Source organism: Prosthecobacter sp., from assembly GCF_044373815.1.
Classification (GTDB): Bacteria; Verrucomicrobiota; Verrucomicrobiia; order Verrucomicrobiales; family Verrucomicrobiaceae; genus Prosthecobacter.
This window is the reverse complement of sequence record NZ_JBIPNG010000002.1, coordinates 1-14,598: the sequence shown is the minus strand read 5'-3', so window position 1 is coordinate 14,598 and position 14,598 is coordinate 1. Positions and strand designations below refer to the sequence as shown.

General features: G+C 60.2%; 15 protein-coding genes. 12 read left to right on the top strand and 3 right to left on the bottom strand.

Features of this window, described 5'->3' with window-relative positions:
• Nucleotides 1-69 precede the first annotated feature (69 nt).
• From ACIREA_RS00285 to ACIREA_RS00275, 3 genes are all read left to right on the top strand, one after another.
• Nucleotides 70-1,581, top strand: a complete 1,512-nt coding sequence (locus ACIREA_RS00285) for a peptidyl-prolyl cis-trans isomerase (protein ID WP_397379342.1) — start codon at nucleotides 70-72, stop codon at nucleotides 1,579-1,581.
• 20 nt (nucleotides 1,582-1,601) lie between these two features.
• On the top strand, nucleotides 1,602-1,943 hold the full coding sequence (locus ACIREA_RS00280; RefSeq protein WP_397379340.1) for a tetratricopeptide repeat protein: 342 nt from the start codon (nucleotides 1,602-1,604) through the stop codon (nucleotides 1,941-1,943).
• Between the two features lie 307 nt (nucleotides 1,944-2,250).
• Nucleotides 2,251-3,021, top strand: a complete 771-nt coding sequence (locus tag ACIREA_RS00275) for an SDR family NAD(P)-dependent oxidoreductase (RefSeq protein WP_397379338.1) — start codon at nucleotides 2,251-2,253, stop codon at nucleotides 3,019-3,021.
• A gap of 12 nt (nucleotides 3,022-3,033) precedes the next feature.
• Here the strand turns inward: ACIREA_RS00275 and ACIREA_RS00270 are convergent, their stop codons facing one another.
• Entirely contained in the window at nucleotides 3,034-3,741 is a 708-nt protein-coding gene (locus tag ACIREA_RS00270) for a class I SAM-dependent methyltransferase (RefSeq protein WP_397379335.1), read from the bottom strand.
• 111 nt (nucleotides 3,742-3,852) lie between these two features.
• On the opposite strand from ACIREA_RS00270, the gene ACIREA_RS00265 reads away from it, so the two are divergent.
• The 9 genes from ACIREA_RS00265 (at nucleotide 3,853) to ACIREA_RS00225 (ending at nucleotide 11,571) form a co-directional block, all read left to right on the top strand.
• Nucleotides 3,853-4,707, top strand: coding sequence for a hypothetical protein (locus tag ACIREA_RS00265; RefSeq protein ID WP_397379332.1), 855 nt, complete (start codon nucleotides 3,853-3,855; stop codon nucleotides 4,705-4,707).
• Between the two features lie 28 nt (nucleotides 4,708-4,735).
• A complete protein-coding gene (locus ACIREA_RS00260; RefSeq protein ID WP_397379330.1) occupies nucleotides 4,736-5,230 on the top strand; it encodes a hypothetical protein in 495 nt (164 codons plus the stop codon).
• A gap of 25 nt (nucleotides 5,231-5,255) precedes the next feature.
• Nucleotides 5,256-5,825: an anthranilate synthase component II gene (locus ACIREA_RS00255; RefSeq protein WP_397379328.1), complete on the top strand. Its 570-nt coding sequence runs from the start codon at nucleotides 5,256-5,258 to the stop codon at nucleotides 5,823-5,825.
• Nucleotides 5,826-5,859: 34 nt separating this feature from the next.
• Nucleotides 5,860-6,390, top strand: coding sequence for a hypothetical protein (locus ACIREA_RS00250; protein ID WP_397379326.1), 531 nt, complete (start codon nucleotides 5,860-5,862; stop codon nucleotides 6,388-6,390).
• 25 nt (nucleotides 6,391-6,415) lie between these two features.
• Nucleotides 6,416-6,847: a hypothetical protein gene (locus tag ACIREA_RS00245; RefSeq protein ID WP_397379324.1), complete on the top strand. Its 432-nt coding sequence runs from the start codon at nucleotides 6,416-6,418 to the stop codon at nucleotides 6,845-6,847.
• A 10-nt stretch (nucleotides 6,848-6,857) separates the two neighbouring features.
• Entirely contained in the window at nucleotides 6,858-7,100 is a 243-nt protein-coding gene (locus tag ACIREA_RS00240) for a DUF6868 family protein (RefSeq protein WP_397379322.1), read from the top strand.
• Between the two features lie 210 nt (nucleotides 7,101-7,310).
• On the top strand, nucleotides 7,311-9,479 hold the full coding sequence (locus ACIREA_RS00235; protein WP_397379320.1) for a PSD1 and planctomycete cytochrome C domain-containing protein: 2,169 nt from the start codon (nucleotides 7,311-7,313) through the stop codon (nucleotides 9,477-9,479).
• A 19-nt stretch (nucleotides 9,480-9,498) separates the two neighbouring features.
• Nucleotides 9,499-10,932 (top strand): DUF1501 domain-containing protein, encoded by a 1,434-nt coding sequence (locus ACIREA_RS00230; protein ID WP_397379318.1) that lies wholly within the window; start codon nucleotides 9,499-9,501, stop codon nucleotides 10,930-10,932.
• 90 nt (nucleotides 10,933-11,022) lie between these two features.
• Complete coding sequence (locus tag ACIREA_RS00225; protein WP_397379316.1) at nucleotides 11,023-11,571, top strand: GDSL-type esterase/lipase family protein; 549 nt, start codon at nucleotides 11,023-11,025, stop codon at nucleotides 11,569-11,571.
• Between the two features lie 90 nt (nucleotides 11,572-11,661).
• On the opposite strand, the gene ACIREA_RS00220 is transcribed toward ACIREA_RS00225, so the two are convergent.
• Complete coding sequence (locus tag ACIREA_RS00220) at nucleotides 11,662-13,443, bottom strand: glycine--tRNA ligase (protein WP_397379314.1); 1,782 nt, start codon at nucleotides 13,441-13,443, stop codon at nucleotides 11,662-11,664.
• Between the two features lie 102 nt (nucleotides 13,444-13,545).
• Nucleotides 13,546-14,439: a LysR family transcriptional regulator gene (locus ACIREA_RS00215; protein WP_397379312.1), complete on the bottom strand. Its 894-nt coding sequence runs from the start codon at nucleotides 14,437-14,439 to the stop codon at nucleotides 13,546-13,548.
• Nucleotides 14,440-14,598 lie beyond the last annotated feature (159 nt).

Below are 14,598 nucleotides of genomic sequence, written 5' to 3'. Positions count from 1 at the left end.
CTCCACTTTCCGGTTGCTGCCGGGGTGCGGTGGGGCTTATTGCGCGCCCTTCAACCGACCTGACTTCCCATGCTCGAATTTTTCCGCCGCCACCGTGGTGCCTTCCTCATCACCCTGACGATCTCCATCATCATCTCCATGTTTTACTATGGAGTTTCCCAGACAACCGCAACTCATGAGAAAAAGCTGCTCCCAACGGACGTCGCTCTCACGGTGTTTGGCAAGGATTACAGCGTGGCCGATGTCCAGCGTGCGCAGCGCTCCGTGCAGTTCACCCAGTATTACCTGCAGGCCGATGAGCTGTCCTCGATCCTGAGCATCATCCCTTCCTCGGGCGGTCTGGACGCTTTCGCCAATTTCTTTGTGGCACGTCATATGATGGAAGAACTCGGCATCCGCCCCAGCAATGCCGAAGCACGTGCCGCACTGGACAAACTCCCTGCCCTGCAAAACAACGGCAAGCTCGACGTCTCCCGTGGCCAGATGCTGGAGCAGCTCGCCTCTTCCATGGGTTTCGACAGCGAGGCCCTGCTGGACATCATGAAGGACATCGTCGGCCTGCGGAAACTGCAGGAACTGGTGACCAGGAACTACACCGCCTCCCCGCTGGCCGCTGAGAAGCAGTATGCCAGCAGCTATCAGACTTTCAAAGGCTCCAAGATCACCTTTGAAACCGAGACCTTCAAAAAGTCCGCCACCGTGACCGATGAAGAGATCAAGAAGTACTACGAAGAGAAGAAAGAAGAATATAAGACCGTGGAAAAACGCGCGGTGAACTTCGTCTTCTTCGAAAACGCCAAGGACCTCGACAAGAAGCCGCTGGAAGAGCGCCAGAAGGCGCAGAACGATGTCGTGAAGCGCGTGAATGCCTTCAATGATCTCACCGTCAAGGAGCACAAGAGCTTCGCCGATGCGGCCAAGCAGACGAAGGAAAAAGTCGAAACCATCCCTGCTTTTGCCCAAGGCAGCCCTCCCGACGCCCTCAAGTCCGAAAGCGACTTGGTCGAACAGATCTTCGCCCGCCCCAAGGATTCGAAAGCTCCTGCGGAAGCTGTCGAAGGCATCAAGGGCTGGTACGTGTTTGACGTCACCCAGATTGAAGAGCCCAAGCAGCAGACGCTGGCCGAGGTGACTGGCAAAATCAAAGAGGTGCTGGTGGGACAGAAAGCTGATGAAGCCCGCACCAAGGCTGTGAATGAAGCACGTCTGGCTTTGAGCGAAGGCTTGAAGGCAGGCAAGAAGATCGATGAACTGGTGAAGGCGCAGAAACTGACCCTTGAGGCCCTGCCGGACATCGACATAGCCAACCCACCGCAGGAAGTCCCCAACAGCTTCTACATCGCCCAAGAGGCCGCGATGACCGCCGTCGGCGGCGTTTCGCATGCCGTGGATGTGGACAATGGTAAAGCTACCGTGCTCGTCTACGTCAGCGCCAAGGAACTCCGCAAACGCCCTGACGCAGCCGAACTGCGCAAGAGCCAGGTGGAATCCATTTCTGATCAGGAACGCCGGAGCCTCTTCCAGGCCTGGTTCAAGAAACAGCACGAAGCCGCCCGCATCGCCTACGCCAAGCTGGGCTGAGGCACCTCCTATCGACGCGCATGAGCACCACGCCATCCAGCGTCGAAGAACTTTACGATGAAGCCAGCGGGCACGTTGCCCTTGGCGAACTGCCGGAGGCCATCGCCCTGTACCGGCGCTGCGTCGCGCTGGAGCCGGACCATTTTGAGAGCTGGCACGCCCTGGGCATGGCGCTGCTGCGCAACGGTGAGGTGAAGGAAGCCATCGGTGCCGGTATGATGGCGACGACGCTCCAGCCCAATGACCTGCTGGCATGGACGGCGCTCTCGCAGATGTATGTGACCAACAAGCAGATCGCCGAAGCCGAGGACGCGAAGGGCAAGGCGCGCATCCTCTCTCTGGGCGGCAAGGTGGTGAAGTAGGTTGCCCGGGGGGGGCGGCGTCAGCCCGCCGATAAGTACGATGGGCACTCCTGCCCGTCGCCCAGCGCCACCGCAAACACACTCCAACCTCAAAGCACCTCATCGCCACCATGACCGTGGCCCTCCCTGAGGGAAAACTCGCCCAGTCAGTGCGTCATGAAGCCCCAAAGCCTGACGCTTGGGCACTCGTCAGCCAGTGTAGGTCATCACACGCTGATCGACGGACAGGAGTGTCTATCGTACTTCCAAGCACGCTGCCCCACGCTTTCCACTCGCGCAAGAGAGTCACGCATGCTAAACCGCGCGCATGTCCTCCCCACTTTTCAATCTCTCTGGCAAAGCAGCACTCGTCACCGGCGGCAGCAAAGGTCTTGGCAAAGCCATGGCCCGTGGCTTCGCCGAAGCCGGCGCGGATGTCTTCATCTCCAGCCGCAATGCCGAGGAACTCACCGCCGCCGCCGCTGAAATCGGCGCGGGATTAAACGTCAAAGTCGAATGGATGGTGGCTGACATGGCCGACCGCGCAGCCGTCAAAGCACTGGCCGTGGAAGCGGAGAAGCGCCTCGGCAAAATCGACATCCTCGTCAACAACGCCGGCATTAACAATCCGCAGGCCATCGACGAAATCACCGACGAAGTGTGGGATCGCAATGTCGAGGTGGACCTCACCGCCGTGATGTCCCTCACACGCGCCGTGGTGCCCGGCATGAAGGCGCGCAAGTGGGGCCGCATCATCCACATCTCCAGCGTCCTCGGCGTCGGCGGTCGCTTAAAGCGGAATGTCTACTGCGCCTGCAAGGCCGCGCTCATCGGCCTCGCCCGCGCCAGTGCGCTCGATCTCGGCCCATTTGGCATCACCGTGAACTGCCTCTGCCCCGGCCCCTTCCTCACGGACATGCCCGGCAAGCTGCTCAATGACGAGGAGAAGCAATACTTCGCCGACCGCACCGCCGTAAAGCGCTGGGCCGCCCCCCGTGAACTCGCCGGCCCGGCATTGATGCTGGCTAGCGAAGCCGGCAGCTACATCACCGGCCAGGGCATCGTGGTGGACGGTGGAGCTGCGGTGAACGTGCTGTAAGACGGCAGCCTTTTACTTCGATGGCGTGAGTGCCGCTTTGGCAGCTCCCTGCTCCGCCTTGCCAAAGAACATCAAGTGCTGCCAGGGCAGACCGTCATACTCGCGCACGAGTTTGAAGCCGTTGGCGTTCATCTCCTTGTTGATCTGCGCCTTGGTCATTTTGTGCTCGGGTTTGATCGGCACGCTGTCATCTTCGGCACGAAATTCCACCAGCACGAGCTGCCCGTCAGGTTTCAGCGCGGCACGCATGCCGGCGAGCATTTGCACGGGGTGGGAAAATTCGTGGTACACATCAACGAGCAGGATCATGTCGCAGGTGTTCGGCGGCAGCTTGGGATCGTGGTAGAGGCTGTTGATCGGGACGATGTTTTTCAGGCCCTTGCTCTCGATGTTCTGCTTGAGCATTTCGATCATCTCCGGCTGCACATCCACGGCGTAGACCTTCCCTTTCTCGCCGACCATCTCGGCCAGCGGCAGGGTGTGGTAGCCATTGCCGCAGCCCATGTCACACACCACCATGCCGGGCTTCACGTTGAGTTGCTCGCGCATCTGGGAGGGGCCTTCCTCCGCCTCGCGGACGCGGCGCATCAGCCACTCGGCGCCCTTCCAGTGCATGGTTCGCGCGATCACACGGCCCTGGTATTCCGTCAGCGCTGGAGGAGCCTCCTGGGCGGGCAGGTGGAATGCAGTGAGGAGGAGGAGAGGGATAAGCAGGCGCATGGTGAAAGCAATGAACGGTGGAAATCGTGCAAATGTAGCGAAATGCACTCCTAAAGACTTTTCCAGACTCGCACTGGAAATACCGGGGCGACTACGTATCCTCTGCACACCATGACTCGTCGTTTCATCGCCCGCCTGCTGCTGCCCGTGCTCGGAGCCGCTGGCATTGCCGTGCTCAACGCCCAGGAAGCGCCTGTGCGCACGCCGGAGAAGAATCCCATCCCGGAGGATGTGGTGGGTGATGAGCACGTCCGTGAAGAATACGGGGTGAACCAGTTCACCACGCCGTCCATCCGCAAGCTCTTCGACATGCTGAACAACGTCGGCAAGCTGCGCTTTGACGACCTGAAGCGCCCCTTCACCGACAAAACACCGGCCGACCGCATCATTGTGGCCATGGGCTTGGGCACGCTGATCGCCGACGGCTTCCTGATTGTGCAATGCGAGCGTGTGGAGGAGATGGAGGCCGTCGGCCGCGCAATGATCAAATACGGCAAGGCACTGGGTGCGGGCAACCGCATGAACAAGCACACCGGCAGCCTGTTTGAATACAGCCTCAAGGGCAACTGGCAGGATCTGCGCGTGGAACTGGCCAAAACCCAGGCCGACGTGGAGGCGGAGATGGTCATGCTGCGGGATGTGGATATCGCGCATCTCATCAGCCTCGGCGGCTGGCTGCGTGCGCTGGAGATCGCCACCAAGAGCATCAGCGACAACTACGCAGAGGAAAAGACCCGCCAGCTCACGCGCCGTGACATCGCCGAGTATTACATGATGAGCCTCGACAGCCTGCACCCGAGCATCATGAAAAACCCTGCGCTGCAGGAGCTCCGCAAAGGCTTGGAATCCATGCTTCCGCTGCTGGATGTGCCAGAAGGCAAGGCCCTGACTCAGGAAGAAGTGAAGACTCTGCACAAGAAAGCCTCCACCCTCTGCCACATCATCACCGATAAGATGAACGGCTGAATCCGTTCCCGTTACGTAAACCTTTCTCATGGCCAATCTCACTCCACAGCAGCGTCAACTCGTCGAACAATGGGCCGCTGAAGGTGCCAATCTCAATCAGATCCAGGACCGCATCCGCAGCGAATGCGACACCACGCTCACCTACATGGAGACGCGCCTGCTCATCATGGAGCTGGGTGTCAAAATCCAGGACAAGCCACGTGAAGTCCCGCCCGAGGAAAAGCCTGCGCCGCCACCACCTGAGCCCGCTGCCGATGGCACCGTGCCTGTGGCCGATGAACTCGCCTCCCCCGATGCAGGAGCAAGCGGCGGCCTCAAAGTCTCCGTGGATGAAGTCCCGCCTCCGGGCGCCGTCATCAGCGGCAGGGCCACCTTCAGCGACGGCGTCACCGTGCAGTGGTTCATGGATGAGCAAGGCCGTTTTGGCATGCGTGGCCCGGCCCCCGGCTACCAGCCGCCCGCCGCTGACATTCCCGCCTTCCAGGCCGAACTCGACAACATCCTCCAACTCCGCGGCTTCTGACCCGCCCTGACTGCCTGACGTTCCCATGCTTCTCATCATCGACAACTACGACTCCTTCACCTACAACCTCGTCCAATACTTCGGCGAGATGGGAGCCGTCATGGAAATCCGCCGCAACGACCAGGTGACGCTGGACGAAATCGAGAAGCTCAAGCCCGACCACATCTGCATCTCTCCCGGCCCCTGCACGCCGAAGGAAGCCGGCATCAGCTGCGCCGTGATCGAGCGTTTTGGCAAATCCACCCCGCTCCTCGGCGTCTGCCTCGGTCATCAGGCCATCGGCCACGTCTTCGGCGGCGATGTCGTCCGCGCCGGACGCCTCATGCACGGCAAGACCTCCTTGATCAATCACAAGGGGGAATCCGTCTTCAAAGGCCTGCCTCAGCCCTTTGAAGCCACGCGCTACCATTCACTTCTCGTCAAACGCGACACCCTGCCCGACTGCCTCGCCATCACCGCCACAGCCAGCGATGACGAATCCGAAATCATGGGCCTGCGCCACAAGGAGCTTCCCATTCACGGCGTGCAGTTTCATCCCGAATCCATCCTCACGCAGGAAGGCAAGAAGCTGCTGAAGAACTTTTTGGAGATGTGAGAAACCTATAAATCTCCGCATCGGAAGCAGCACTATGTCAAAGCTTGGTGGACTTATTAACGGGCAAGACGTGACCTTCGACACACATCAATCTGGAGACAATCAAGATATTAATTGGCGCAACGTGCACCTTGAAAAAAGGCTTCATCGCGGTGGTGGAAAGGCAAGATTTCATCTTTTTAAAGATGCCTCCAATTCGTCGGGGATGAATAACACGGAGTTCACTCAGGTGAACAGAGAGGTCAGAAGGGCGTTCAAAAGAAATCCTCTTTTGAAAAAGAAGCTGGCTCAAGAAATCGTGAAGACATTATCTAGGTTTAGCAGTGACACGGCAACAATTGCAGATGCCAAGCTGGCCGCTCAAAACTTGGCCAAATACTTCACCTTGGGTAAGCAATTTCTCAACGCCGTGGATCACGAAGCAGAAGGTCGACTGCTTTCGTTAACAACTGTCCATCTGAATAAGGCAAAAGGCACAAAACATGAAATTATTCAGTCGGCAGACAAAGTGAAAATCCGACAAGTCTTCCCTACCATATTCACTGAAAAACTTCCTGAAGAGTGATTCACCACTACACGGCAAAGATGCCATGAACGACGAAGAACATCTCCGCCGTTTTGAGGATCACTCCCTGCCCAAGGAACAATGGAATCACCGTGCCCACCTGAAGGTGGCCTACATGTATCTGAACCGTTTCTCCCAGCCCGAGGCCTTGGAAAGGCTTCGCGTTGGCATCCAAGCCTACAATACCGCTCAAGGCATCCGGGACACACCCACCGGCGGCTATCATGAAACCATGACGCAGGTCTGGCTACAGCTCGTTTCCACCGCGCTGCGCCAGTTCGGCCCCGCAGCCACCGCTGACGCATTCTTCGACGCTCAAACCCAGCTCTGCGACAAACGCACGCCCCTGCTCTTCTACTCGCGCGACCTCCTCATGTCGCCCGAGGCAAAGCGTTCCTTCGTGGCACCGGATCTCGCGCCGCTGCCCCAGCCGCTGGACAAACCCGTAGATGGGTAGATGCCTCAGTATGAGCATCGAGACCGCCCGCAGCTTTCTATTGGGGTGCCTCGGCATCAACTACGGCATCCTCATGTTGTGGTTCATTGCCTTCACCGTGGCCCATGATTCAGTGTACCGCCTGCACGCCCGATGGTTTCGCATTTCAGTGGAGCAATTCGACAGCGCCCATTACACCGGCATGGCGGTCTACAAGATTGGCGTCCTCCTGCTCAACCTGGTGCCTTATCTCGCGCTGAGGATGATTGCCTGAGGGCAGTCCAGGCATCTTGCCACAACGAGTGGTATAGTAGCAGTGTTTGCGAGGGTTTGACATCTCGGCATTGAAAATCAGACACGAAGCCAGGAAGCGCGCTCCCGGCTCCGAATGATCTCCCGGGCGGCTTGTGAGCAGGATAAGACACAAAACAAACAAAAACAGGCACGGAAGGCCAGCGTTTGTTTATCCAGCAACTTCACACTCATGCACCGGATTCTCGTCTTTCTACTGCTCTTCCCTGCGTTGCTCGCGGCGGCCCCCACCTTGCCTGATGATCATGCGCAGCGCATGGAGCGCGGCCTGAAGTCGTTTCAGGGGGAGGTGGCTGGGCTGCTCAAGGAGCACTGTCTGCGCTGCCATGGGGGTGAGAAGGTGAAGAGCGGCCTGGACATGGCGACGCGCGAGGATCTGCTGCGCGGGGGCGCGCATGGCACGGTGGTGGTGCCGTTTGATGCGGCAGGCAGCGTGCTGGTGGAGCAGATCAATCATGCCAAGGAGCCGCACATGCCGGATGATCGGCCGAAGCTTGCGGCGGAGGTGATCGCGAAGATCACGGCGTGGATCAATGATGGCGCGCCGTATGCGGAGCCGCTGGTGGCGGGAAAGAAGCCGAAGCGCGATGCCTCGGTGGTGACGAATGAGGACCGGCAGTGGTGGTCGTTTCTGCCGCTGAAAAAGGTCAAGGCGAAGTCCATCGACGAGCTCCTGCTGAAGCAGGCGAAGGGCATGACGTTTAATCCGCCGGCGGACAAGGCGACGCTGGTGCGCAGGCTGTACCTGGACCTGACGGGGCTGCCGCCGCCGGAGGGGGCTGATGCGGGCGATTTGAATGAGATCACCGACAAGCTGCTGGCGTCTCCGCATTATGGTGAGCGCTGGGCGCGGCACTGGCTGGATGTGGCGCGCTTTGCGGAAAGCACGGGCTTTGAGCAGGACTACGACCGGCCGTTTGCATTTCACTACCGCGATTTTGTGATCAAGGCGATGAACCAGGACATGCCGTATGATCAGTTTGTGAAGTGGCAGCTCGCGGGGGATGAGTATGAGCCAAAGAATCCGCTGGCGCTGGCGGCTACGGGCTTTCTGGGTGCGGGGGTGTTTCCCTCGCAGATCACGGCGAATGAGGTGGAGCGCACGCGCTACGATGCGATGGACGACATGCTGAGCACCACGGGCGGTGCGATGCTGGGCCTGACGGTGGGCTGCGCGCGCTGCCATGACCATAAGTTTGATCCGCTGCCGATGCGTGACTACTACCAGATGCTGAGCACCTTTACGACGACGACGCGCAGCAATGTGGATGTGTGGCCTGACCGCGTGACGGCGGCGGTGACCACGGTGGCGAAGGACAAGAGCACGCCGCTGCAGGCGGGTGCCACGCGCATGATGATCTGCGGCGAAGGCTACGACCCCATCGTGATGCACACGCAGGGCGGGCCGTTTTTTGACAAGACATACTTCCTCAAACGCGGCAGCACGGACATGAAAGATAGCGAGGCGCAGCAGGGCTTTATGCAGGCGCTCTCGGTGCCTGGTGATGCGAAGCGCTGGCTGTGGCAGCCGCCTGCGGGGGCGAAGTTTTCGGGGCGCAGGCGCACGCTTTCAAACTGGATCACAGATGTGGATCATGGCGCGGGGGCGCTGCTGGCGCGCGTGATTGTGAATCGACTGTGGCAGCACCACTTTGGCACCGGCATCGTGGCGACGCCGAATGATTTTGGCAAGACGGGCACGCCACCCACGCAGCCGGAGCTGCTCGACTGGCTGGCGGGAAGGCTCATCGCGAATGGCTGGCAGTTGAAGCCGCTGCATCGGCTGATTGTGAACTCGCAGGCGTACCGGCAAAGCACGCAGCGCAGCGCGGAAAAGGAGGCGGCGGATCCGGCCAATGCGCTGTGCATGCGGCGCGTGCCGCAGCGTCTGGAGGCAGAGGCGATCCGTGACTCCATGCTGGCGGTGAGCGGCACGCTGGATGAGACGATGTTTGGCCCAGGGACGCGCGATGAGAACAGCAAGCGGCGCAGCATTTACTTCACCATCAAGCGCAGCCTGCTGATGGGCAGCATGGTGGCCTTTGATCTGCCGGAGCCGCTGGTGAGCCAGGGCAGCCGCCCGACGACCACGGTGGCACCGCAGGCACTGATCCTCATGAACAGCCCGCAGGCGCGCTCGTGGGCGGAGGGGCTGGCCAAACGCATCGCGAGTGCGGGCGATGTAAAGCAACAGATCCTGCGTGCTTATACCATCTGCTTTCATCGTGCGCCCAAAGCGGATGAGCTGGCCCAAGGGCTGGCCTTTATGCAGAGCGGCGCCACTGCGGCAGACTACTGCCAGGTGCTGCTGAGCCTGAATGAAATGGTGTATGTGAACTGAACCCTGGATGACTGACAAGATGAAAACGACCACTCCCCTTTCCCGCCGTCACTTCCTGCAGCGCGCTGGCGGTGGCTTTGGCATGCTGGCTGCAGCGGCGATGCTGGATCGCGAGAGCCGCGCTGCGGGTGCGCTGAATCCCTTTGCGCCGAAGCAGCCGATGCACCTTGGCAAAGCGAAGTCGATCATCTGGATTTTCACCAATGGCGGTCCTTCGCAGGTGGATACGTGGGACTACAAGCCGGAGTTGAAGAAGCGCGATGGCAAGGCACTGGATGGCTTTGACCCGAAGACGGGCTTTTTCCCTGGCTCGGTGGGACCGCTGATGGCATCGCCGTTTGAATGGAAGCAGCATGGGCAAAGCGGCACCTGGGCGAGCGAGATTTTCCCGAAGACGGCGATGCACGTGGACAAGATGTGCTTCATCCACTCGTGCTGGACCGGCTCAAATAATCACTCGCCCGCGCTCTTCATGATGAACACGGGTGCCACGCGCATGGGCTACCCATGCGTGGGCTCGTGGGTGAACTACGGCCTGGGCAGCGAGAGCGATTCCCTGCCCTCGTTTGTGGTGATGAGTGATCCGATGAATCGTGGTCTGCCCAAAGGGAGCGCGGCGAATTGGGGTGCGGGATTTCTACCGAGCATCTACCAGGGCACCTGGCTGAAGCCGAAGGGCGCACCGATTGAGAACTTGGCGGTGCCGGCTTCGCTGACGACGAAGCGGCAGCGCGCGCAGCTGGACCTTCTGGCGCAGTTGAATCGGAACGCGCTGGCGGAGTCGCCCATCGAGAGCGAGCTGAATGCACGCATCGAAAGCTTCGAACTGGCCTACCGCATGCAGACCGCCGCGCCGGAGGCCTTTGATGTGAAGAACGAGCCGGAGCACATCCAGAAGCTCTACGGTTTGAACGAGAAGCACTGCGGCCACTTCGCCGCGCAGTGTCTCACAGCGCGCCGCATGGTGGAGCGCGGTGTGCGCTTCATCCAGATCTACTCGGGCGGCATGGAGAACCAGCAGAGCTGGGACGGGCACAATGACATCGCGGGGAATCATCGCGGCTTTGCGCTTGAGAGCGATCAACCGGTGGCGGCGCTCATCGCCGATCTGGAACAGCGTGGGCTGCTGGATCAGACCCTGATCATCTGGGGCGGTGAATTCGGTCGCCTGCCCATCTCCCAAAAAGCCGCGAAGCCGGGGCGTGATCACAATCCGCATGCGTTCACCGTGTGGATGTGCGGCGGCGGCGTCAAAGGCGGCTACCACCACGGCGAGAGCGACGAGATCGGCTTCAAGGCCGCTGTGGATAAAGTCAGCGTGCATGACCTGCATGCGACGATCCTCGCTGCCGCAGGATTGGATCATGAGCGGCTGACCTTCAAGTTTCAGGGGCTGGACCAGCGGCTGACGGGTGTGGAGAATCCGAAGGTGGTGACGAAGGTGTTTGGGTGAGGTGTTTTCAAAATATCAGGCACGGAAAAGAGGCCAGGCGATGGCGGCGCGCCAGAAGCCAGTGCAGCAGATCCCATCCGCGTGGCGTGTGTGGGTGACAGCATCACCGAAGGCGTCGGCACTCAAAATCCAAAGCAAGACAGCTATCCAGCGAAGTTGCAGGAGGTTCTCGGCGCGGGTTGGAACGTCCAAAACTTCGGTGTGGGTGGCCGCACGATGCTGAGAAAAGCGGACCCGTTCGATCACCGCCCTGCTCTCGCATCCAACCCGGACATCGTCATCATTGCTCTAGGCACCAACGATTCCAAGACAGCCATCTGGTCCGGCCATAAAAACGAGTTTATCGGCGACTACGTGGCCATGATCAAAGAGTTCCAGGCACTGCCGAGCCACCCTAAAGCATACGCCTGCCTACCACCGCCCGCTTTTCCTGGCAACTGGGGCATCACCGAAGACGTCATCCGCGACGAGGTCATCCCGGCCATCAAACAAGCCGCTCAAATGGCAGGCATTGGATTGATCGATCTGCACACTCCGCTGCTGGAAAACAAGCTTTGGTTTCCTGACACCATTCATCCGAATGGAGAAGGAGCCAAACGCATCGCTGAGCTCGTGGGCGCGGCCATCCAAGCAAAGTAAAGCGGTCGCTCGAAGAGAGGGATCAACTTGATCCCTCCACGAGGCGCTTTCAAACAGGGGGATCAAGATGATCCCCCTCCTGGAGCTGTCTTACGACACCAAGGGCAGCAGCTTGCCGAGGAGATCGCTGATCTTCACACGCTCCTGTTCGCCGCTGTCGCGGTGGCGCAGGGTCACGGTATCCAGCAATTCGGGGCCTTTTTCGCCGAGGGAGTCGAAGTCGATGGTCACGCCGAAGGGCGTGCCGACTTCGTCCTGACGGGCGTAGCGGCGGCCGATGGAGGCGGTCTCGTCGTAGAAGCAGTTCATGTGCTTCTTGAGCAGTGCATAGACCTCACGCGCCTTGGCGACGAGTTCGGGCTTGTTCTTGAGCAGCGGGAAGACGCCGACCTTGATCGGAGCCACACGCGGATGCAGCTGCAGGACGGTGATGATCTCCTTCTTGCCCTTCTCATCGACCTTTTCGGTTTCGGAGAAGGCCTTGGCGAGGACAGCAAGCGCCATGCGGTCGAGGCCGGCGGAAGGCTCGATGACGTGGGGGACGTAGCTGCCTTTGAAGAGGCGCTCGAACCATGCACGCACAGCAGCCTCGGACATCGGCGCGCCCTTGGTCTTGGCGGCTTCAGTGGCGAGACGCTTCTGGATTAGGGCTTCCTTTTGCTCGTCGGTGAGTTTCGCAGCAGCGGTCTTGAGTTCTTCGTCGAAGATTTCCTGGGACTTCGTGCTGGCGTTTTGATGCGCAGACAAATCGAAGTCGCCACGGGCGGCGATGCCTTCGAGTTCTTCGGTGCCGAAGGGGAATTCGCAGAGGATGTCCACGCAGGCGCGGGCGTAGTGGGCGAGGTCGTCGGAGGTCTGCCAGTAGTACTCCAGCACATCGCCGAGGCCGATGCCTTCGTAGAACTTCGTGCGCTGATCGACCCAGTAACGGTGCCACATCTGCCAGCCCCAGTTGGGCTTCGGCTCGCTGAGGTCCGCGCCTTCGCTCCAGGCAGCGACTTCGCCGCTGATGATCTCGACGGCTTCGTCGGGCTTGATGAAGAACTCGAGTTCCATCTGCTCAAACTCGCGGCTGCGGAAAGTGAAGTTCTTCGGTGTGACCTCGTTGCGGAAGGCCTTGCCGATCTGGCCGATGCCGAAGGGCACCTTCACGCGACTGGAGTCATACACGTTCTTGAACTGCGCAAAGATGGCCTGCGCGGTTTCGGGGCGCAGGTAGGTGACGTCAGCCTCGGTCGCCGTCGGGCCGAGGTAGGTCTTGAGCATGAGGTTGAAAGGGCGCGCCTCGCCGAGAGCACCGCCGGTTTCAGGATGGAAATCGACACTGCCATTCACGGCATCGATCTTCTCTTCATTGAGCAGTTCGATTTCCTCGGGCTTGCCTGCGGATTCACCGGCGTTCTGCGCGATCAAGGCGCGGATGCGTTTACGGAAGCTTTCGATGTGCTCACCATTCTTCATCAAGGCGGACACCGTGCGGTCCCAGCGCCAGCCGGTGGGTGAGGTGGCACCGCTGTATTTCATGACGACGCCGTCCTGCGGCTCCACATGGTCCGCACGCACGCGCTTGTTGGTCAGCGAGCACTCACGCATGAGGTCGGCAAAGGTGTCCACGTGGCCGCTGGCCTTCCAGATGGCCGGGTTCATGAGAATGCTGGCGTCGAGGCCCAGGACGTCTTCGCGCTCGCGGGTCATGGTGTTCCACCAAGCGCTGCGCAGATTGCGCTTCAGTTCGGCACCCAGCGGGCCGTAGTCCCACACGCCGCCGCAGCCGCCGTAGATTTCGCTGCTTTGATAGATGAAGCCGCGGCGCTTGCAGAGGGAAACGATCTTCTCCATTTGCGCGATAGAGTTCTTGGCGTCGGTGGACATGGTAGGTGGGACGATTGAGTGGATGAGGTGTGCCGAATGACTGGATTGCCACCGGCGAGGGGGCGCGAAAGGAGCACCAGCATGCCTGTGGTGCAACGTTTTTCAGGCCCACAGCTCCCCTGCGCGCAGCCATTCCTTCACCAGGTCCCGAAACGCCAGCACCGCCGGATCGTCCCCTTCCTTGGCCCACACCATCACCAGCGGGATGGTCTGCTGCGGCTTGAGCGGGATGAGGGCGAGGTGCCTGCTGACGGTGCTTTCTGGCACAATGCCGATGCCCGCGCCCGCCTCAACGTATTGCAAAATCGTGCCGATCAGACTTGGCGTGTGCTTCACGCGCGGCGTGAAACTCGCCGCCTGGCAGCCTGCATGAATGGCATCGTGCGAGCCTGCGCCCTCACGACGAGCCAGGATGATCAGGGGCTCTCCCGCGAGCTTTTTCCATGGCAGCAAGGTCAGCTTGGCCCAGGGATGATCAAGCGGCACGGCGGCGCAGAATTTTTCCTCCCGCAGGAGCAGCGTTTGCAAACCGAGCACTTCATGCGCGAGCACGGGACGCGTCAAACCGACGGACAGGCGGCCTTTCGACACCATCTCCCAAACACGCTCCGGCGTGCGCTCTTCCAGGATCACCGTCACACGTGGGAAGCGTTTGCCGTATTCCTTAAGGAGACGGGAAAGGAACATGCGCGTGGGCGGGCCGATGTAGCCAAGCCGCAGCTCGCCTTCCTCGCCTTTGGCTGTCCGGCGCACGCGCCTCAGCGCCTCGTCCAGGCGTTCGAGAATCAATCCTGTCTCGTGCAGCAGCACGGCACCGGCCGGTGTCAGTCGTGGTGACCGGCGCTCGCGCTCGATCAATTGCGCGCCAAGCTCGCGTTCCATCTCCTGCACCGCCCGGCTCAGCGCCGGTTGCGCGATGCGCAGCCGCCGTGCCGCCTTCGAGAAGCTCAACTCCTCGGCCACCGCCTGAAAATATCGCAGATGTCGCAGTTCCATGATTGAAGGCAGTCTGCCGTTGCATGTCTCCGATGCAAATCAGGGTTGCCGCTATCTTGACACACTTTTTACTGTTCGGAATGAGTCCGGTCTGATAAGCAGTGAGCCAGAATTCGTCTTGATGTCGCCCACGATCCCAAATTCTGCCCCGCTCGCTTT

Excerpts from the sequence above, each read along its gene's own strand:
- ACIREA_RS00275 (WP_397379338.1), top strand. The coding sequence starts at position 2,251 with ATGTCCTCCCCACTTTTCAATCTCTCTGGCAAAGCAGCACTCGTCACC.
- ACIREA_RS00265 (WP_397379332.1), top strand. The coding sequence starts at position 3,853 with ATGACTCGTCGTTTCATCGCCCGCCTGCTGCTGCCCGTGCTCGGAGCC.
- ACIREA_RS00240 (WP_397379322.1), top strand. The coding sequence starts at position 6,858 with ATGAGCATCGAGACCGCCCGCAGCTTTCTATTGGGGTGCCTCGGCATC.
- ACIREA_RS00230 (WP_397379318.1), top strand. The coding sequence starts at position 9,499 with ATGAAAACGACCACTCCCCTTTCCCGCCGTCACTTCCTGCAGCGCGCT.
- ACIREA_RS00235 (WP_397379320.1), top strand. The coding sequence starts at position 7,311 with ATGCACCGGATTCTCGTCTTTCTACTGCTCTTCCCTGCGTTGCTCGCG.
- ACIREA_RS00260 (WP_397379330.1), top strand. The coding sequence starts at position 4,736 with ATGGCCAATCTCACTCCACAGCAGCGTCAACTCGTCGAACAATGGGCC.
- ACIREA_RS00250 (WP_397379326.1), top strand. The coding sequence starts at position 5,860 with ATGTCAAAGCTTGGTGGACTTATTAACGGGCAAGACGTGACCTTCGAC.
- ACIREA_RS00280 (WP_397379340.1), top strand. The coding sequence starts at position 1,602 with ATGAGCACCACGCCATCCAGCGTCGAAGAACTTTACGATGAAGCCAGC.
- ACIREA_RS00245 (WP_397379324.1), top strand. The coding sequence starts at position 6,416 with ATGAACGACGAAGAACATCTCCGCCGTTTTGAGGATCACTCCCTGCCC.
- ACIREA_RS00215 (WP_397379312.1), bottom strand. The coding sequence starts at position 14,439 with ATGGAACTGCGACATCTGCGATATTTTCAGGCGGTGGCCGAGGAGTTG.
- ACIREA_RS00285 (WP_397379342.1), top strand. The coding sequence starts at position 70 with ATGCTCGAATTTTTCCGCCGCCACCGTGGTGCCTTCCTCATCACCCTG.
- ACIREA_RS00270 (WP_397379335.1), bottom strand. The coding sequence starts at position 3,741 with ATGCGCCTGCTTATCCCTCTCCTCCTCCTCACTGCATTCCACCTGCCC.
- ACIREA_RS00255 (WP_397379328.1), top strand. The coding sequence starts at position 5,256 with ATGCTTCTCATCATCGACAACTACGACTCCTTCACCTACAACCTCGTC.
- ACIREA_RS00220 (WP_397379314.1), bottom strand. The coding sequence starts at position 13,443 with ATGTCCACCGACGCCAAGAACTCTATCGCGCAAATGGAGAAGATCGTT.